The 18,968-nt window shown below is 63.1% G+C and carries 16 protein-coding genes; 1 reads left to right on the top strand and 15 read right to left on the bottom strand.

Going from position 1 to position 18,968, the window contains the following annotated elements; translation table 11 throughout:
* Positions 1 to 34: 34 nt before the first annotated feature.
* The 12 genes from AC1RL5_RS16310 to AC1RL5_RS16365 all read right to left on the bottom strand — a co-directional run bounded on the left by AC1RL5_RS16310 (position 35) and on the right by AC1RL5_RS16365 (position 13,873).
* Positions 35 to 1,561: a sigma-54 interaction domain-containing protein gene (locus AC1RL5_RS16310; protein WP_072451713.1), complete on the bottom strand. Its 1,527-nt coding sequence runs from the start codon at positions 1,559 to 1,561 to the stop codon at positions 35 to 37.
* A 10-nt stretch (positions 1,562 to 1,571) separates the two neighbouring features.
* Positions 1,572 to 4,181, bottom strand: coding sequence for a type VI secretion system ATPase TssH (tssH, locus tag AC1RL5_RS16315; protein WP_492589734.1), 2,610 nt, complete (start codon positions 4,179 to 4,181; stop codon positions 1,572 to 1,574).
* An 11-nt stretch (positions 4,182 to 4,192) separates the two neighbouring features.
* Complete coding sequence (gene tssG / locus AC1RL5_RS16320; RefSeq protein ID WP_072451426.1) at positions 4,193 to 5,200, bottom strand: type VI secretion system baseplate subunit TssG; 1,008 nt, start codon at positions 5,198 to 5,200, stop codon at positions 4,193 to 4,195.
* On the bottom strand, positions 5,164 to 6,951 hold the full coding sequence (tssF, locus tag AC1RL5_RS16325) for a type VI secretion system baseplate subunit TssF (RefSeq protein ID WP_072451427.1): 1,788 nt from the start codon (positions 6,949 to 6,951) through the stop codon (positions 5,164 to 5,166). The genes tssG and tssF overlap by 37 nt, the downstream gene beginning before the upstream one ends.
* A gap of 139 nt (positions 6,952 to 7,090) precedes the next feature.
* Positions 7,091 to 7,369, bottom strand: coding sequence for a hypothetical protein (locus tag AC1RL5_RS16330; RefSeq protein ID WP_145712944.1), 279 nt, complete (start codon positions 7,367 to 7,369; stop codon positions 7,091 to 7,093).
* Positions 7,370 to 7,607: 238 nt separating this feature from the next.
* The gene (locus AC1RL5_RS16335; protein ID WP_103408058.1) at positions 7,608 to 8,528 is read right to left on the bottom strand and encodes a DUF6402 family protein; all 921 of its coding nucleotides are present in this window, start codon (positions 8,526 to 8,528) and stop codon (positions 7,608 to 7,610) included.
* A gap of 68 nt (positions 8,529 to 8,596) precedes the next feature.
* Complete coding sequence (locus tag AC1RL5_RS16340; protein WP_072451429.1) at positions 8,597 to 9,121, bottom strand: PAAR domain-containing protein; 525 nt, start codon at positions 9,119 to 9,121, stop codon at positions 8,597 to 8,599.
* A 13-nt stretch (positions 9,122 to 9,134) separates the two neighbouring features.
* Positions 9,135 to 9,542 (bottom strand): type VI secretion system baseplate subunit TssE, encoded by a 408-nt coding sequence (gene tssE, locus AC1RL5_RS16345; RefSeq protein ID WP_072451430.1) that lies wholly within the window; start codon positions 9,540 to 9,542, stop codon positions 9,135 to 9,137.
* Positions 9,543 to 9,557: 15 nt separating this feature from the next.
* A complete protein-coding gene (gene tssC, locus AC1RL5_RS16350; RefSeq protein ID WP_072451431.1) occupies positions 9,558 to 11,033 on the bottom strand; it encodes a type VI secretion system contractile sheath large subunit in 1,476 nt (491 codons plus the stop codon).
* A 28-nt stretch (positions 11,034 to 11,061) separates the two neighbouring features.
* A complete protein-coding gene (gene tssB / locus AC1RL5_RS16355; RefSeq protein WP_072451432.1) occupies positions 11,062 to 11,568 on the bottom strand; it encodes a type VI secretion system contractile sheath small subunit in 507 nt (168 codons plus the stop codon).
* A 33-nt stretch (positions 11,569 to 11,601) separates the two neighbouring features.
* Positions 11,602 to 13,158 carry a type VI secretion system protein TssA gene (tssA, locus tag AC1RL5_RS16360; RefSeq protein ID WP_492589736.1) on the bottom strand — a complete coding sequence of 519 codons (1,557 nt, stop codon included), beginning with the start codon at positions 13,156 to 13,158 and terminating at the stop codon, positions 11,602 to 11,604.
* 349 nt (positions 13,159 to 13,507) lie between these two features.
* Positions 13,508 to 13,873, bottom strand: coding sequence for a hypothetical protein (locus AC1RL5_RS16365; RefSeq protein ID WP_072451434.1), 366 nt, complete (start codon positions 13,871 to 13,873; stop codon positions 13,508 to 13,510).
* A 186-nt stretch (positions 13,874 to 14,059) separates the two neighbouring features.
* Here AC1RL5_RS16365 and AC1RL5_RS16370 point away from each other — a divergent pair, with 186 nt between their 5' ends.
* Positions 14,060 to 14,446 carry a hypothetical protein gene (locus AC1RL5_RS16370; protein ID WP_072451435.1) on the top strand — a complete coding sequence of 129 codons (387 nt, stop codon included), beginning with the start codon at positions 14,060 to 14,062 and terminating at the stop codon, positions 14,444 to 14,446.
* Between the two features lie 269 nt (positions 14,447 to 14,715).
* Here the strand turns inward: AC1RL5_RS16370 and AC1RL5_RS16375 are convergent, their stop codons facing one another.
* The 3 genes from AC1RL5_RS16375 to AC1RL5_RS16385 form a co-directional block, all read right to left on the bottom strand.
* Entirely contained in the window at positions 14,716 to 15,303 is a 588-nt protein-coding gene (locus tag AC1RL5_RS16375) for a hypothetical protein (RefSeq protein ID WP_026020035.1), read from the bottom strand.
* 108 nt (positions 15,304 to 15,411) lie between these two features.
* A complete protein-coding gene (locus AC1RL5_RS16380; RefSeq protein ID WP_492589738.1) occupies positions 15,412 to 16,497 on the bottom strand; it encodes a lipocalin-like domain-containing protein in 1,086 nt (361 codons plus the stop codon).
* Positions 16,487 to 18,967 (bottom strand): ABC transporter permease, encoded by a 2,481-nt coding sequence (locus AC1RL5_RS16385; protein ID WP_123576539.1) that lies wholly within the window; start codon positions 18,965 to 18,967, stop codon positions 16,487 to 16,489. Before AC1RL5_RS16385 ends, AC1RL5_RS16380 begins: the two co-directional genes overlap by 11 nt.
* Position 18,968 lies beyond the last annotated feature (1 nt).

Here is an 18,968-nt window from a genome sequence, read left to right on the forward strand (position 1 = left end):
GCCGCGGGCCGGAATGAACACAGAGCCGCAGCGTTCATAGGCACGGCTCCTGTTGTTCCTGAGGCTGGATCTTCAGTCGCGCCAGGCGGTAATGCAGGGCCCGACGCGACATGCCCAGCTCGCGGGCGGCATGGGTGCGGTTGCCGGCGTGCTTGTGCAGGCACTCCAGCAGCAGGCCGCGCTCCACCTGCTCCATGCGCAGCCGCAGGTTCAGCGACTGCGTGTCGACCCTCGCAGAACCACGCAGCAGCAAGTGTTCGGGCAGCAATTCGCGGCCGTCACAAAGCAGCACCGCGCGTTCCACCAGGCCCTTGAGCTCACGCACATTGCCGGGAAAGGCGTAGGCATCGAGCATCTGCAGGGCGGTATCGGACCACGCCAGCGTTTCGCGTTGCAGGAAGGCGCAGGTCTTGTCGCAGAAGTAACGCGCCAGCATGGGAATATCGCCTTCGCGCTGACGCAGGGCCGGCAGCTCGATGGGGAACTGGCCCAGACGGTAGTACAGGTCTTCGCGGAACTCGCCGCTGCTCACCAGGCTTGGCAGGTCGCGGTGAGTGGCGGCGATGATGCGCACATCGATCTTGCGAGTATCGTTGGCGCCCAGCGGGCGGATCTCGCTTTCCTGCAACACCCGCAGCAGCTTGGCTTGCAGGGCCGGCGGCATGTCGCCGACTTCATCCAGCAACAGCGTGCCACCGTTCGCCGCCTCGAACAGGCCGATGCGGTCGCTGTCGGCCCCCGTGAAAGCGCCTTTGCGATAGCCGAACAGTTCGCTTTCCAGCAGGTGCTCCGGCAATGCTGCGCAGTTCTGCACGATAAACGGCTGGGAGCGGCGCGGGCCGTAGTCGTGGATGGCCCGCGCCACCACTTCCTTGCCGGTGCCGGTCTCGCCCTGGAGCAGAACCGTGTACGGACTGTGCAGGACCTTGCTGATCAACTGACAGGTCTCGCGCATGGCCGGGCTCTTGCCGATCAGGCCGTAGTCACTGGCCCGACGCTGCACCGCTGGCGCTACCTGCGCCGCAGCAGCACTGCGCTGCCAATGCTGGCGCAGGCTGAGCTGGGCCAGCAGGAAGGAGCCGGACAGCCCCAGGGAGCCGGCAAACCCTTGCAGCTCGGCAGGCGTACGGCTGGCACACAGCAACAGCCCCTGCACCGCGCCCTGGGCGTTGCTCAGGGGCACGCACAACAGCGAATGCCAGGGGCCGCCGACTTCGGGCAAGAAGTCCGTGCGGTACAGGCCGCTGCCCAGGTCCAACAAGTGCAGCACGCGGTTCTGGCATAGGCAGAACTGCAACAGTTGCTCGTCGTTGTAGTCCGCCGGCAAGGCCTCGGCGGCCCGCGGCGCAATCACTCCCTGCAGGTGTTCGGCACAGAGCCCGAGATGCGTGTGCGTGGCGTCCAGCAGGTACAGCTGGCTCAGTTCGCAGGCACTGAGCCGGGCAACGGCCCTGACGAAGTCCGCCAGCAAGCTCGCCTCGTCCCGGGCCTGGCCCAGGTCGCAATACATTCCCAGCAGGGACTCGGCATAAGCCAGGGGTTGGGCTATCTGGGAAAACATCATTGCCACCTCAAGCGAACTCGCAGGCCACGTTGCCCTGGCCATCCACCGTGGCATGCACTCGCTTGAGGCTCTCGCCGGCCGCCATGGCCTGCAGCAAGCGGTCGGCCACCCGGGGAATCAGGTGCGCCTCCAGCAGGTGATCGATCAGCCGCGCGCCGCTATCGCTCTGCCCGCAGCGCTCGGCCAGGTGCGCCACCAGCCCCTGGCAGTGGCTGAACTGCAACTGCCGGCGCGCCAGGCGCTGGCCCAGGCGCTGCAACTTGATCTCGATCAGTTCGCGCAGCACCGGCCCATCCACCGGGTAGAACGGCACCACGCGCATGCGCGCCAGCAGCGCCGGCTTGAAGTGGGCGCTGAGGACCGGGCGTATCGCCGCTTCCAGGGCTTCGGCGCTGGGTCTTGCTGCTTGTTCGCAGAGCGCGCCGATGCGCTCACTGGCGAGGTTCGAGGTCATCAGGATCAGGGTGTTGCGAAAGTCGATCTCGCGCCCTTCGCCGTCGTTGGCCCGGCCCTTGTCGAAGATCTGGTAGAACAGGTTGAGCACATCCGGGTCGGCCTTTTCCACTTCATCCAGCAACACCACCGAATAGGGTTTCTGGCGCACCGCCTCGGTGAGCATGCCGCCTTCGCCGTAACCGACGTAGCCGGGCGGCGCACCGATCAGGCGCGACACTGTGTGCTTTTCCTGAAACTCGGACATGTTGATGGTGGTCAGGAAGCGTTCGCCGCCATACAGCAGGTCCGCCAGGGCCAGGGCCGTTTCGGTCTTGCCGACGCCGCTGGGGCCCACCAGCAGGAATACCCCCACCGGCGCATCGGGCTGGTTGAGCCCGGCGGCGGTGGCACGCATCGAGCGGTCGAGGGCCTGCACCGCCTGCTCCTGCCCGCGGATCCGTTTGCGCAGGTCATCGGCAAAACTCGTCACCCGGGCGTTATGTTCCCGGGCCAGTTGCTCCTGGGGCACCCCGGTCCAGGCGCTGATCACTTGCGCCACCAGCCGCGGGCAGACTTCGAAACTCACCAGGCGTTCCTCGGCCTGGGCGCTGCTCAGGCTGGTGTGGAGCACTGCCAGTTCGGCCTCCAGCGCCTCGATATCCGTGGCCGGCTCGGCGTCAACCTGGCTGCAGGTGGCCTGGGCTTCACGGGCCAAGGCCAGTTCCTGGCGCAGCGCCAGCAGGCGTTCGGCCTGCTGGCGCTGCTCGATCCAGCGCTGCTCCAGGGCAAGCTGCTGGGTTTCGACCGCAACCAGACGCTGCTCCAGAAGCAGCAGAGCCTCCTTGTCGATCTCCAGACCGGCCTCGGCATCCCGGCGCTGGGCCTGACGCTGGCGCCCGCCTTCGGCCAGTTCGGCACGCAGCCGTTCCAGGCTCTGCGGCGCCGCAGCGAGGCTGATGCGTACTCGGGCACAGGCGGTATCGAGTACGTCGACGGCCTTGTCCGGCAACTGCCGGCCAGCCAGGTAGCGGGCCGACAATTCCGCCGCCGCCACCACAGCATCATCGCGCAGGTAGATGCCGTGGCTCTTTTCGTAGACCCCGGCCAGGCCGCGCAGGATGGTTACCGCTTCGGCGACGCTGGGTTCATGCAGTTGCACCGGCTGGAAGCGCCGGGCCAGGGCCGGGTCCTTCTCGAAGTACTTCTTGTATTCGCTCCATGTGGTAGCGGCAATGGTGCGCAACTCGCCCCGTGCCAAGGCCGGCTTGAGCAGGTTGGCCGCATCGCTTCCTCCGGCATTGCCGCCAGCGCCGATCAGGGTATGAGCCTCGTCGATGAACAGGATGATGGGACGCGGCGAAGCCTTGACCTCGTCGATCACCCCCTTGAGGCGACGCTCGAATTCGCCCTTGACGCTGGCACCGGCCTGCAGCAGGCCCATGTCCAGGGACAGCAGCTCGACCCCCTGCAGCGCCTGGGGCACTTCACCGGCGGCAATCCGCGAGGCCAGGCCTTCCACCACCGCGGTCTTGCCGACACCGGCCTCCCCGACAATGATCGGGTTGTTCTTGCGCCGCCGGGCCAGGATATCCACCATCTGGCGGATCGCCTCGTCGCGGCACAGCACCGGGTCGAGCTCACCCTCCCGGGCCTGCTGGGTGAGGTTGTGGGTGAAGCGCTGCAACAGGGATTCGCCGCCCGCCGGGGATGGGCCAGCCACACCTGAGTCACGCTTCTGGGCCAGGGCGAAATCCTTCAGGCGCTCGATGTTCAGCCGCGCCAGCAAGGGCTGGTAGCGACTTCCGGCATACCGCAGCGGGTTGCGTAGCAGGGCCAGGATCAGCGCCGCCTGCTCCACCTGGGTCTGCCCCAGCTCCAGGTTGGCCACCAGCAGCCCGTCCTGCAGCCACTGCACCAGTTCCGGGGCAAACACCGGGTTGCGCGACGCGCTGTGCTCGGCGCCCGCCTGCAGCACCCCGCTGAGTTCGCCGGCTTCGATCCCGGCATCCTGCAGCGCCCGGGCCAACAGTCCCTGGGGCCGTTCCAGAAGTTCCAGCAGCAGGTCTTCCACCAGGATCTTGCTGCCGCCCCGGGCCACGCAACGCTCGGCGCAGCGCTCCAGGTCGCGGCGGGTATCGGCATCCAGTGCCTGGATCAGTTGTTGCAGGTCTACGTTGATCATCGGTCTCGTCCTTAATGAGAGAGGCTGCCCAGGGTCACCACGCCGTCGGCGCGTTCACGCCCCAGCCAGCTGGTCCAGCCCAGGCGACAGGCGTTCTGTTCGCCGATGCACAGTTCGCGGATTTCTTCCTGGCGCAGTACCAGACGGATGTCGTAGTCCAGCGGGTCGCGCAAGGTAAAGCGCACCAGGGCGCAAAGCGGCTGGTAACCGAAGCCGATCGGCAGAAACTCATGAAAGCGCTGCCAATCGAGCTCGCGGATATGAATGCGGAACTTGCCGCTGCGATCGCGTACCCGCTCCCCCAGCACCAGGTCCTCGCCGAGCACGCTGTTGCCCAGGCCCAGGCTGTTGCGCTGCTCGTGAAGAATCGCCACCCGACGCTCGATGCACTGCTCGATCACCAGTTGCGCGTGCTTGAAGTAGTAGCGCAGCACCGCCTCGATCAGCGCCGCCGAGTGGGCCCTCAGGCTCAAGAGCCCGAGGTAGGGCAACAGGCGTTTCCAGTTCAGTTCCCGGGCCTGGCGAATCTCCGAGCTCCCCAGGCCGATCAGTGCGAACAGCTGGCTGGAGAAGGGGTCCAGTGCGCCGCTGGAGAAGCTCGCGCGGTAGCGGTACTTGCGCCAGATCGGGAGCATCAGGCGCTGCAAACGGTGGTGGAACAGGTCGAGGAAGTTGCGCGTCGAATTACCCTCCTCGCCGTCCCCCAGTGCCTGTTCGCCATAGAAGGCCGGCAACGGCGAACCGGCGCCGAACAGACCGATCAGGTTGAACCGCAGTCGCGCGTGCAACAGCCCGTGCTCGTGGAAAAACTCCACCCGATCGACATCGCTGGCGGGAAACCCCAGGCTCGGGTTGGCCTGGAACTCCAGCTGGTCATAGAGTTCGTCATCACTCATGTCGGGGTGGGCATCACGCAGTCGATCGACCACCAGCATCACCGCCTGGAACAGCGAATACTCCCGGATCCCTCGGGACAGCTCGCTTAAAGCAGGGGCTGCAAGCCCATGCGTGGTGTCCATTGGTACACTTCTCCTTGTGTGCTGTTGACCCGCAGCTCGTGGTACGAGTTGAGGCTGGCGTAAAGCGCAAAAAACTCGTTGAGCACCGAGGCGAAGATGAACAGATCGCCTTCGCCGATATAGCCCTGGGGGTCGATGGTCAGTTCGGTGCGCAGGCCCCGTAGGGGCAAGCCGCGGTGCAGACGATCGACATGTTCGTGACGAATCGACTTGAGCCCCCCCAGGAGGCGTTTGCTGACCCGCTCGGCGTGCTGGTCGTAGTAGCGCGGCAAGTCGTAGGTCTCGAGGATCACCTTGAGCGCATCGACGTTGGCCAGGGACAGATAGTTGAGGGACATGTTGCTGATCAGCTTCCACAGGAAGTCGCGATTGAGCGGTGGCGCGAAGCTGGAAGTGGCCGCGGTGATATTGCGAAAGCTGAGGAAATCCGGGGTCTGCTCACAGGGCTGGTCGATGTCCCCGAGCTTGAGCTGGCGGGGCAGGTTCTGGTTGGTGCAGGTCAGCTCGATGGACAGGGTTTCCTGGGCCTCGGTCTGGCGAATGGCAAAGCTCAGGTAGGTGTCCAGACCGTCATGCTGCAGCGATGAGCGCTGGCGGATGCTGTAGTGCGGCCGGCTTTGAGGCACGTCGAAACTCGGATCATGCTCAAAGGACTCGAACGGCACATAGTCCTGGTAGCCCACCCCGCCCGGGGCCCAGCCGGTGACCGAATCCACCGAGAACACCCCGCAGTTCTCCAGGTCGTACTCCGCTGGCAGCAGCAGATATTCGTCCTGCTTGCCGTCTAGGCGGATCGGCAGCGCGTCGTGCTTGAACAGGTTGACGATAGGCGTGCAGTACAGCTTGATGTTGTCCAGGGTCGGGCGCAGGCGCTGTATGCCGCTCCTGCGTATATCAAAGCGCAACTCCAACCCATGCACCTGCTTGAGGCTGTCTTCGGGCAAGGAGCGCAACACCTCCAGGCCGCAGAGGTCGACAAACAGGAACTTGTCCTGGAAGGAGAAATATTCCTGCAGGTACCGATAGCCGCGGAAGGTATTCAGCGGGTACGGAATCAGCGCCTCCTCCTCGGCAAAACCCACCGGCTGCAGCTTGCTGGCGGAGATCTTCAACGACAGCGGTTCGCCATTGGCGCCCTTGAGCGGCGCGCCGCCGGCCTGCAACGGCACCAGCTCGATGCCTTGCAGGTTGCGTAGCAGACTCAGGTAGAGCATCTGGCTGATGTAGCGTTCGCCAGCCAGATGCAGGCGCAAGCGGCTGAGCTCCAGCTCGCCGACATGACCATCGCAACTCATGTTCAGATGCAGGCTGAGCAAGGCTCCGTCGCCCTTCACCGAATAGCTCAGCGCGGTCAGGTCCAAAGGCAGCACTTCGGTGGGGTAGCAGGTACGAAAGCGACAGCGCACCTCATTGATCGGCCGGCTTTCCACCGGCGTATCCCGCGCCACCGCCACAGCAGGGCCGGAACGCTGCAACGGATCGAACTGCAGAATGCTGAAGGCTGGCAACGGCCGCATGTAGTTCGGCCACAACAGGTGCATCAACGAATGGCTGAGCTCTGGTAGCTCATCATCGAGTTTCTGGCGCAAGCGTCCGGTAAGAAAGGCGAAACCTTCCAGCAGCCGCTCCACATCCGGATCCCGCCCGGCCTGCCCGAGAAACGGAGCCAGCGCCGGACTACGCTCGGCGAAACGCCTGCCCAACTGGCGCAGCGCGGTCAGTTCGCTTTGGTAGTAGTGGTTGAAGGACATGGCGTACCTGCCTGGGGTGAGTGGATGAGCGTTGAAAGCGCCTGATTACAGAGTGGTGTTTGAGTGCAGAGGAAGTTCCTTGAATACTGTGACTTCAATGGCGCCCGCCACTTTCGGCATCTGACATACCAGGAAACTGTCATCTGTTCTCAACATGAACATAAGGGGTATTGCTTATAAATATATTCATCAAACTTTCCTCCCACTCCGGCATGGAAATAATGAATACCTTCTTCTGCAAATCAAATTTAATCCAATAAATTCCAACTTCACGATCATCTTCAAACACCCGCATATCCAAAGACTGCATATCATACAAAGGTGTTCGGTAGACTGTTCCAGGAACCTGCGCATCTTTGACCCGAAGATAAGCCATCCTCCTCAAGAAAAAGGTTCCATCAACACGTACATTTTCCATTACAAATCGGCCTGACGGACTTGTCTGCGTAATACTCGCTGGATACCCAAGCATTACGTTTACGTTGTATGCCAACGCCATAACCAACACAACGGCGACTAAAACTGTTCGTCGAAGCCATTTACCCCGGGCCATCTTTACCATTGCGCACCGTCCGATTTCCAGTATTCGTCCTGCATCAAAAAATGGATACCAAGACAACACTCATACTGATTTTTTACCCCACAAGAGCTCACGCCTACAGCTTCATGACAACGAGAGGGACATCCTCATACAAAACATCAGAGAAAACCTGAAAGTCGCCGCCCTTCCTTGTCTTTCGTCTATAGGCGACAAAGTGTGAGTTCTTAATATAGAAATAACGAGCTTCGTCAATTTCTTGGTACATACGATCCGAAGCTGCGCTTATAAACGAATTCCTTGCTATAGCACTCTGGGCTTGCCCCAGTGCTACATTGGAAGCATTTGCAGCGATAGGCCCTGCAATACCATCGAAATTCCAAAATCCCAGAGGCTGACTAAAAAAGCTGTTGGGTGCATCATTAAAGTCATAAGCATCTTCAACATAAAAGCCTATGCGACTCACTAAAAGCCGCACGTTATCCTCAGTTACAACAACCTCCCCCTCGGGAAAAACACGGATATTAAAGTCAGCCAGCGCCGCCCTTAATTCGTTTATTTCATCGGTCAATCCAAAATTTACCGAGCGACTATTGCAATAACCGAAAATCTCTACCGATCTCGCATCTCCATTAAACCGAAGCGGGTACACACCAGGAGTTCGAGCGTTGAATTGCGGCAGTATTTTTTTGCGTATCTGCTCTTGAGCTGGTCCATTACGCCAAGCCACTCGCAGGATATTCAGTACCTCATTGGCACGTTCAAACCCAACAAGCCAACTCATCTTGACGATTGCGCTATTGAAATAGGGTTCCAGAGCAAGGGCGGTATGGCCCTTGACTTCATTCGTCATTGCGCCGTCTATCGTCGACCAAGGCTTGCCATCGAACCAGTACTGCATCAGGTCGGCGGCAACATTCCAGTTCATCTTTCTCATGGCTGCCGGAATGTCGGTCACTCCAAAAAGACGAATCGCCAAGGTCTTTTCGGCCTGTTGACTCGCTGGACTCAAATTGGATGCAGCGACTATTTCCGTCACCTAGAAACTCCTATTTGCGTGTAAGCGTTGAATCGCCACCGATATTTCTTCAACACCCTCAAACATGATCAAGCAATCACCACTTCGGTCTGCCGCTCAATCATCAGTTCATACGTCTCGGCATCCGAAGATGATATTTTCTCGGTCTTGCCATCTGCTCCAGTCACTCCACTGAAGATCTTTCCAGAAGCCGTTTTGAAGTTGTAGGCAATCCCCGCCAGTGGCTTCCCGGTTTTCTGACACTCAATCACATACTGTTCATTGAACGGCCAATTGATCTGCACCGGTGCCGGCGCCACAAATGGCGCCGGAGTAAAGCTGTCGCCAATGATCACCGTGCCTGACCCGCCGATCACTGTGTTGCCATGACTGCCCACCGAACCCAGGGTCGCCGCGGCGCGGCCGTTGATCGAAACGGTGCTGCTCAAGCCGCCGACCAGGGCACCGCCGCAGGCCGAAACATCACCCTGCCGGGCGGCCGGCAAGCCGTCGAACAACACATCCGCCGAACCGACGGCAATGGGATTGACCCCATGCCCGGGGATCGGGCAGGCCGTTGGGTCGCCGGCCCGGGCCGCTGGTTTTCCCGACATCGCTGCATCCTCCCTACTTGACCTTGACCTGGCCGCTGCCATCCAGGCGAGCGGCGAAGCTGACCTGGCGCTTGACCCCCTCCACCTCCAGCAGGCCTTCGATGCTGAAGGCCAGCTTGAGCTGATCGTGGTCACGGGGCAGTGACACCACCCGCACGTTGGACAGCCGTGGTTCATAGGTCTCGATAAAACCTTCTATGGCCCGGCGTGCCTGACTCAGGGAGTCGTGCAGGCTTAGGCGCATGTCGTTGAGGTCCGGCAAGCCGTAGTCGGACAGTGTCTGCACACTGCCCGCACGGGTGCTGAGCATCTTCGCCAGATGGGCAGCCACCGAGGCCATGGCGGCCACTTCGCGGCTCCAGCCGACGCGTTGGCCGGCTTCACCGCTCAGGCGTTCGAACAGGCTGCCGTATCGGCGCATGGCTCAGCTCCTGCCCTATTCCTTGTCCAGCTTGCCCACCAGCGACAGGGTGAAGTCCGCCCCCATGTACTTGAAATGCGGCCGCACGTTGAGGCTGACCCGATACCAGCCCGGCTCGCCTTCGACGTCGCTGACGATGATCTGCGCAGCACGCAGGGGGCGCCGGCCACGCACTTCGCTGCTGGGGTTCTCCTGGTCGGCCACGTACTGGCGTATCCACTTGTTGAGCTCCAGCTCCAGGTCGGTGCGTTCTTTCCAGGAACCCAGTTGCTCGCGCTGGAGCACCTTCAGGTAATGGGCCAGGCGGTTGACGATCATCATGTAAGGCAGCTGGGTGCCAAGCTTGTAGTTGAGCTCCGCAGCCTTGCCCTCGGCGCTGATGCCGAAGAACTTGGGCTTCTGCACCGAACTGGCGGAGAAAAACGCCGCGTTGTCACTGCCCTTGCGCATGGTCAGGGAGATGAAGCCCTCTTCCGCAAGCTCGTACTCGCGGCGGTCGGAAACCAGCACCTCGGTGGGGATCTTGGTCTCGATCTCGCCCATGCTTTCGAAGTGGTGCAGCGGCAGGTCTTCCACCGCGCCACCGCTCTGCGGGCCGATGATGTTCGGGCACCAGCGGAACTTGGCGAAGCTGTCGGTCAGCCGGGTGCCGAAGGCGTAGGCGGTGTTGCCCCACAGGTAGTCTTCGTGGCTGTTGGCGACGTTTTCCTTGTAGACGAAGGACTTCACCGGGTTCTCTTGCGGATCGTAGGGGTTGCGCAGCAGGAAGCGCGGCAGGGTCAGGCCGATGTAGCGTGCATCCTCGGACTGGCGGAAGCTCTGCCACTTGGCGAATTGCGGACCCTCGAAGTGGTCCTTGAGGTCCTTGAGGTCCGGCAGCCCGGCGAAGCTTTCCAGACCAAAGAATTTCGGCCCCGCGGCGGCAATGAATGGCGCATGGGACATGCAGGACACGCTGGATACGTACTGCATCAGCTTCACGTCCGGGGAGCTGGGGGACATGAAATAGTTGGCGATGATAGCGCCCACCGGCTGGCCACCGAACTGGCCGTATTCGGCGGTGTAGATGTGTTTGTAGAGACCGGCCTGCATCACTTCCGGGGAGTCCTCGAAGTCGTCCAGCAGGTCTTCCTTGGAGACGTTGAGAATCTCGATCTTGATGTTTTCCCGGAAGTTGGTCCGGTCCACCAGCAGCTGCAGGCCACGCCAGGCCGATTCCAGCGACTGGAAGTCGGCATGGTGGAGGATCTCATCCATCTGCTGGCTGAGCTTGGCGTCGATCTCGGCGATCATCCGGTCGACCATCGCCTTCTTCACCGGCTCACCGCTGTTCTGCGGCTTGAGCAGCTCTTCGATAAAGGCCGAGACTCCGCGCTTGGCGATGCCATAGGCTTCGTCGTCCGGGGTCAGGCGGGTCTCGGCGATGATGCTGTCGAGGAGGCTGTATTCGCTGCTGTCCTGATTCTTCTGCTGTGCGGCATTACTGCTCATGATCTAGCTTCCTTAGCTGTGTGGAGTCTCAGGCTTCCTGGGCGGGGGCGGCATTGAGGCCCAATTCACCCAGGACCCGACCGCGGGACTCGTCGTTGGCGAGCACCCCTTCGATGGCCTTGCGAAAGGCCGGGGCGTTGCCCAGCGGCCCCTTGAGCGCCACCAGGGCGTCGCGCAGTTCCATGAGTTTCTTCAGCTCCGGCACCTGCTCCACCAGGCTGGCGGGGTTGAAGTCCTTCATCGAGTCAACGCGCAGCTGCACCGCCAGTTCGTCGCTGCCACCCTCCTCCTGCAACCGGTTGGGTACGCTCAGGGTCAGGCGCAGCTCCTGCTTGGCCAGAACCTCGTCGAAAGTCATCTTGTCGATGCTGATGGGTTTGCGATCCTCCACCTTGCGCTCATCCAGGCGCTGGGTGTAATCGCCGATCGCCAGTAGCTTCAACGGCAGTTCAATCTCTTCCTGAGCCCCGCCGGTGGCGGGTTTGAACGTGACGTTGATACGTTCCTTGGGGGCTACGGAGCCTTCTTTGGCCATGTCACTTCTCCTTGCGGTTGTCGGCCCGGGGGCCTATTCGAGTACCACCTCGAGATCGAGATGGCACAACCTGCGATAAACCTCTTCCTTTCGCTCACGCACTGCATGGTTCTGCGGCAGTAGCTCACAGCAGTTGTGCAGCAGGTGCAGGACTTCCAGCGCCAGGTCCGGCTCCCAGGCCTGCAAGCCGGTGTCCTGCAACTGCCGGTCGAGGGTTTCCAGCTGGGTCTTGGCCAGCTCGTACTTCTTGGCCATGAAACACAGGCGGGCAAGGCTCAAGTGCCAGAAGAACCGCACTCGCCCGCCCTGGGCGTTCTGCAAGCCCTGCTTGAGCATCTGTACGGCGACCTTGAGGCCGTCCTTGCGCAGGATCGGCAGCACCTCTTCCAAAGCTTCTTCCCAGGCCGGCAGCACGCTGGCGGGCTCGACCTTGCGCGGCGCACTGGTGCTGTGCAGATGGGGCATGACATGGGCGCTGATCCAGTTGCGGGTGGCCGGATCGGCAAAGGGCACGCCGTCGAAAAAACGCAGTTCCACCACCCCTGGCAGCCGTTGCAGCAGCAAGGCGAAGTGAAACTCCACCTCGCGCATGGCAGGCTCGGCGTTGAGTTCCTGCAGACACTCCCAGACCAGGCGCTGGCCGTCGAACCAGAATGGCGCCCGGGCCAGGCTGGCCTCCAGCTCCACCAACAGATCGGCGTACTGGCCCTGGTCATAGCGCTCCTGATAGTGGCGCAGTTTGTCAGCCGGCAGCCCGCGCAGGGCCGTGACCTGTTCGCCGTTGCGCTCGGGCACGGCGTCGATGGCCAACCATAGAAGCGCCCGGTTGAGGCGCAGAGCCCGGTGGTCGGTGGCCTTCTGGCGCAGCCACCAGGCGCACAACGGACGGGCACTTTCCTGCTGGGAGCGCAGGGCTTTCTGCGCATCCTTTTCGTTATCGATCGGCGAGCCGGGAGTAAACAGCTGCGCTGCTGCCTGCTTGACCTGAGCCACTACGGCCCCTACCGCTCCGGGCTCCGGCTGATTGTCGGCCGCTCGCGTCACCATATTCTGCAGACGCCTGCAGATCGGCAGCAGCAAGGGAGCGTCATCCCCCAGGTGACGAGTCAGGATCACGTCCAGCCCCTGCAGTTGCTCCGCCAGGCGGCGGAACAGCGGCAACTGCTCCCTGACCGGCACCTCCTCATCCAGCACGTCCTGCAGGCGCGGCACCAACCAGGCAATCGCCGCAGCGCGGGTGCGCAGCTTGGCTGGGTGCACTTGCTGCCAGTGGTGCTCGCACAGGTGGCGTACCATTCCCAGGCCCGCTAGCAGGCCGGGGAAGGATTCACGCTGATGCAGGGCCCAGGTCAACCATGCGGCAACCCGCAAATCCTTGGACTGATAACGTAACAAGGCTTCGCTCTGCTGCTGAATCTTCAGCCAGTCGACCTGACCGCTTTCATGCATTGACTGGGCCTTGCCCAGTTCGCTTTCCAGCGCCTCATATTCGTTGGAGAAACGCACATCTTCGCCTGCGAAACTTTGCTCATGCACAAACTTCTGAGCGAGCTCCAGGTGATATGAGTACAACTTGCGCGAGTAACTCATGTGCGCCAGCTGCCCACAAATGGCGCATCAGCACGGCAAAACGCGGAGTGCAGTCCTTGGCGGGGGGGAACTGAAGAAGTGAGAATCAATTTGCGCACTGGAACTACCGGATATCCATTCAGGTGGAAAAACCTTACTGGAGCACCCTGCGCAAAAGAATAGGAATATTCTGATATAGAACCGAAAACATCTCATACAAGTTCTATAAGTTATATGTGCGCAACTTATTGCACAGTTGTATCTTCAGTCGTTCTAGTTGTTGTGAGTTATACCCCTGCCGAGTATTTCCAAGCATTCGAAACAACTATCAACAGCCATCAAACCGGCGTTCCCGACCTGCTTCAGAAGGTCAATGGGCCGCGGAGCGCAGTGGCGCCAATACCTTGCGTTGCTGCAGGTAAATCACTCCGTCACCGTCGAAGGCCAGCACCTTGTCGGTGGTCAGGGCGCTGGCGTCGCCGTCCTCGTACTTGAGCCAGCCCTCATCCCACAGGTCGCCACTTTCATGACGCACCTGTACAAAGAAATAAGGCGGCTCGGAGCGGGTGATTTCAATGTAATGCCCGCCATCGGCGCCCCCCTGCCACTGCGCATCAGGGTGCTCGGCCAATGCATGGGCCGGCGTCGTGGAGAAGCCGTTCTTGAACACGACCACCGCCAGCAATACCAGCGCCAGTACGCCCACCGACATGAGCAAACGTTTTAACCAGATCAATCCAGGATCTCCGCTATCATTCACCGCCCTCGACCTGTCCCGGTCGGGCAATCGCGCATTCTGTTGAAGGCCCGCGCACTGTGCAATAACAAGCGCAGTGGCCGCTTGCCATCCAGCCCGGCCGCCCCGCCCCGGAAAGCCGGCTGAACGCCTCTTGAACCCGCAGTACCAAGGAAAGGATTGGCCATGCGTATCACCCTCAACACCCTCCATGTAGAAGCCGATCATAGCCTGTGGGTCAATTTCAGCAGTGCGTTCGGCGAAGGCCGGGGCCAATGGCTGGGCACGCCGCCACAGACGGGCCAGGTGCATGAGGTGGAGTTGAGCCTGGAGGACGATTTTGTCTGGGATCACAACCTGTGGGCCGCGACCCAGGACAGGCCACGCATCAGCCGGGAACAGGCGGGGCTGCGGGTCACCGGGCAGTTGCTGCCCCGGGAAGACGAGGCTGTCGCGGCGCTGGCCATAGGTCCGAACATCGTCCTGCTGTCGCTGCAGAGTGGCCACGCGCAGCCAGGCGGCTTTGTCAGCCTGCTTGCACGCCAGGTCAGCTTGAGTCCGGTGGCACTGTAGAGGGAGCACGGCAGGCTCGCGCCGGAGCATCCAGCCAGGGTCGATTCAGGGTGATGTACAGCGGGAAAGTCGCAGGACGCGACAGGGAAAGGTGTTCGCCCAGTGCTCTGGCCTTGGCAATCCTTGCACCGGTAAAGAGCCCTTGCACCGGGCGAACGGTTGGCATTCTAGTGCAACTGGCGGGGAAAGTCCGTGGGCGGATTCTGAATAAAACTGCACAGTGCAGTTAACCCGATTGCCCATTGCCTCCCCCGCTCAGCCCTGCCCCCTCAGCCTTCGTGGGCAGTGCTGACCTGCAGGATATCGGTGTAGGTCACCAGCACGCTCTGGCCCACCTTGAGGTCCTTGAGGCGCTGCTGGACTTCGGGTTTCTCCACGCTCACCACTTTCTTGTTGCCCGCCGGGCCTTCGAAAGTCAGCTGGTTTTTCTTCAAGTCGATGGCGGTGATCTTCAACTGCACCTGCACCTGGCGATAGGCCGCGCCGCCGGGGTTGGGGTTGTCTGCGGTAGCGCGGACCACGCCGCTGGCTTCGCTGGAATCGGGCTTGCCCTTTTCAACGTCGGTGTCGAGCACCGCCACCACCGAGTGGGTGACCGTGACCTTGACCTGATCGCCGACCTTGAGGTGGCCCAGGTCCTTGGCCTGATCGCTCAATTGCACATGCACCGGCTTGCCCCCGGCGCCTTCGAGCACCACCTGGTGCTTGGCGGCGTCCACCGACAGGACCTTGGTCACCACCTGATCGGCCTCGATGGCCCCGGACAGCGGGATATCGGCGGCGTGTGCGGCAAGGCTGGCGGTGCCCAGCACAGTGGCCAGGGCGATGGCGCGGGCCAGGGTATTGAGGGTTTTCATCATGAACATTCCTTGTGGTTGAGAAACACACTGACTTTCGGTCAGGCCCTTGAGCATAGACGCCCTGCCAGCTTTCACCGGGGGATGGGTGCAAGCGTCGCGGCGCCCTCAATAACCGGTCATCTCCAGGTAGCCGCTGCCACTGTGGCTGCCAGCGAATTGCAGCGGCCCTTCCCAGTAGGGAATGCTCAGGTTCATCCAGGCCTGGGGGTTCAGGGCCCGGGTGGTGATATCCAGGCCCTTGGCGGGGATCTTCAATTGCCAGGTGGTGGGCAGGCTGCGGCCCTGGACCCTGGACTGGGCCAGCGGCAGCAACTGGATCTGTTCCTTGCCCAGGCTCTGGGTGTGGCCATCGGTGCTGATCCAGGTGCCGGTGATATAGGGCGCCTTGTCCCGCTCGCGGACCCGGAACAGCATCAGCCGCTCGCCGCTGTCCAGGTGCAGCGAGAACCAGTCCCAGCCGCTCTGGTCGGCGCCCAGGGGCTGGCTGCTCCATTCCCGGTCGAGCCAGGCCGGGCCGCTGACCTGATAGCGCTGGCCATCGATCTGCAACTCCCCCGCGGCCTGGAAGAACGGCTGGCTGTAGTAGTAGGAGGCCTGCCCCTGGTCGGACTTGCGGCTGTAGCCGCCCTCGCCCTGCAGCACCAGCGGCCGGCTGCTGGAAAGTTGCAGGCGATAGGCGAACCCCGGCCCCGCGGCCTGCACCTGCATCCGCGCCAGGGGGTCGCCGGCGCTGTTCAGGGTGCTCAGTTGCCAGTCGTCGATCCAGGCCTGGAACGGCTGCGCGATCACCCCGGCCTGGCCGACGCCACCCCGGGCATACCGCTCGGCGGCGTGGTGGCTCTGGGCCGACGTGGCCGCTGCATGGCCCAGCCACACCAGCGGCGCGCCCCAGCCCGGCTGTTCGGGAGTGGCCCGCAGGGCACTGCGAAACAGCGTCCACTGCACGCCGAAGCGGCGGCCCTGGGCGTCGCTCAGGTCTGCCGTGAGGTACCACCACTCGATGCGAAACCCGTCATGGGCACCGTGGTCGGCAGGAAAGCTGAAACTGCGCCCCGGCAGCACCGGGGTGAAGGCCGCGGCCTCGCTGCCCAGGCCGGCAAAACCCTGGGGCGGCTCGGCGGGCTGTTCACAACCGGCCAGCAGCGCCAGCAGCAACCCCGCCAGGGCCCGGCCCAACACATCAGTCTTCATGGGCAAAAGTCCTCAGCAGGTCCGCCGGTTGCGCGCGGTACAAACGCAGCAGCGGCCAGGCCGATGCCAACAGAGTCGCCAGCATGGCCAGGCCCAGAAGTTGCAGAAGCTGGCCGGGGAACACCCGCAACGGCAGGCGCCAACCAAAGGCCTGGACATTGATCACGCTGTCCAGACACCAGGCCAGGAGGATGCCCAGCGGCAGCGCCAGGACCAGGGTGAGCAAAGCCAGCAGCCAGGTCTGCCCGAGGTTCAGCAGCATCAGTTGACGCCGCCCCACCCCCAGGGCCCAGAGCGGCGCCAGCTGGCCCAGCCGGCTCTGGCTCTGGGTCAGCAGGCTGATGAACAGCGCCACCCCGGACACCCCCAGGGTCAAGCTGTTGAGGGCGGCGGTGGCGGCAAAGGTGCGTTCGAAGACCTGCTGCGACCAGCCCTTGAGCCGGGCCTGATCGATGATCCGGCTGTCGTCCAGGGCGAACTGTTGTTGCAAGGCGCCGACCAGCCCGGGCATCGCTCCCGGCGCCAGGCGCAGGTTGAAACGGCTCGGCGTCAGCGCTGGCCAATGCGCCAGCAAGTGCCCGGCATTCACCAGCAGGTGGCCCTTGGGGTTGCCATAGTCGGCGTAGATCCCCACCACCCGGGGCGCCCACTGCCCGACGGGCACCGGCAGGCTCAGGCGGTCGCCGGGGCGCACCTTCAGGCGTCGGGCCAGCTGTTCACTGAGCATCAGGGTGTCCTGGCTCGCCAGTTGTGCCCAGGGCTCGGCGCCGTCGCTTTCCAGGAGCGGCCAGTGCTGGCGGTAGCTGGGATGGTCGATCACCCCATACAGGTCCGCCGGCCAACCCTGCACCTGCAACGCCACCTGCCAGCTGGGCAGCACAGCGACAACCTGGGCCTGTTGCGGCAACCAGTCCAGCAACTGCCGGGCCTGCTCCGGGCTCTGCGGATTGACATACAACTCGGCGCTCAGGCGTTGCTCCAGCCAGTCGTTGAAGGTTTCGCGAAACCCTGCCGTCATGCTGCCGGCGCCGATATTCGCCGCCAGCGCCAGCAGCAGCGCCATCAGGGCCAGGCTCAGGGCCGGCAGTTGCTGGCGGCAATCGGCAAGAAACCACTGCCCCAGCACCCCACGCCGGCGCCCGAGCAAGGCCCCCAGCACCGCATCGAGCAGCACCGGCAGGCCCAGGGCCGCCGCCAGCAGCAAGGCCGCCATCAGCACAAAGCCGCTGGCCAGGCTGTCGCCCCACTGCCACGCCGCCAGGGCCAGCAGCAGCGCCACTACGGCCACCGCACCCTGGCGGCGCAGCCAGCGGGCATGGGCCTGATGCCAGGCCTGGGGGTTGGCCAGGGCCAGCAGCGGCAGGCGCGCCGCCCGCAGCAGGCTGGCGGCGCCGGCCAGCAAGGCCCCCAAGAGGCTCAGGCCGATACCGCTGAACCACCACCCGGGGCTGAGGCTCAACTGCCCCGCCACCTCGGCGCCGTACAAGCCGCGCAGGCTGGCAGCCACGTCCGGCAGCAGCAGCCCGGCCAGCAGGTAGCCGCTGATGACCCCCGCCACTCCACCCAGCAGCGCCAGGGCCCCCAGTTCCAGAATCAGGCTGAAGATCAGCAGCCGCGCACTGACCCCGCAGGCGCGCAAGGTCCGCAGCAGGCCACGACGTTGCTCCAGGGCCAGGCCGATGGCGGCATGCACGATGAACAGCCCGACCACGAAGGACAAGAAACCCAAGGCATCCAGGTTCAGGTGAAAGCTCTCGGTCAGGCGCGCCAGGGTGTTTTCCGACTCGCCCGAATGCAGCACCAGTTGCCCCGCCAGCTCGGCCGGCAAGGGTGGCGCGCGGGCGGCAAAGTCCCGGGGCAGCAGCAGGCGGCTCAGTTGCCCCGGCTGGTCCAGTACCTGCTGGGCAAAGCCGATGTCCATCAGCAGCAGCCCCGGGGCCATGTCCGCCTGCACCTGCAACGGCGGCAGCAGCCGGCCATTGCTGGCACGGGGCTGCTGGCCCTCGCGGTAGCCGAGGCTGGCCAGGGTCTCTGGGGCAACCCAGGTACGCCCCGGAGGGCTGAAGAACTCCACCACCTGCTGCATCGCCAGTGGCTTGCCGGCCACTGCGGAACCGGCGGGCAAGGACAAAGGCTCGATGCCCATCAGTTGCAGGCGCAGCGCCTCGAAGCCCTGCAACTGCACCCGCCCTTGCAGCACCGGCGACACCGGCCAGCCGGCCCGGCGCAGGTCGACGAACCATTGCTGGGCAAAGCTTGCGCCAGTGGCCGTGCCCAGGCTGGCCTGGGGTTCACCGCCAATCAACTGGCTGGCCCGGGCATAGCTGTCCCGGGCCTGGCTGTTGAGGGCCAGGACCCCGGTCAGCAGGCTGGTGGCCAGCCACAAACCGGTGAGCACACTGAAGAACTGCACCGGGTGCTGGCGCCAGTGGCTCAACAGCGCCTGCAAGGTGCCACGCAGCACCCGCATC

Source organism: Pseudomonas sp. GW822-FHT06D10, assembly GCF_058799535.1.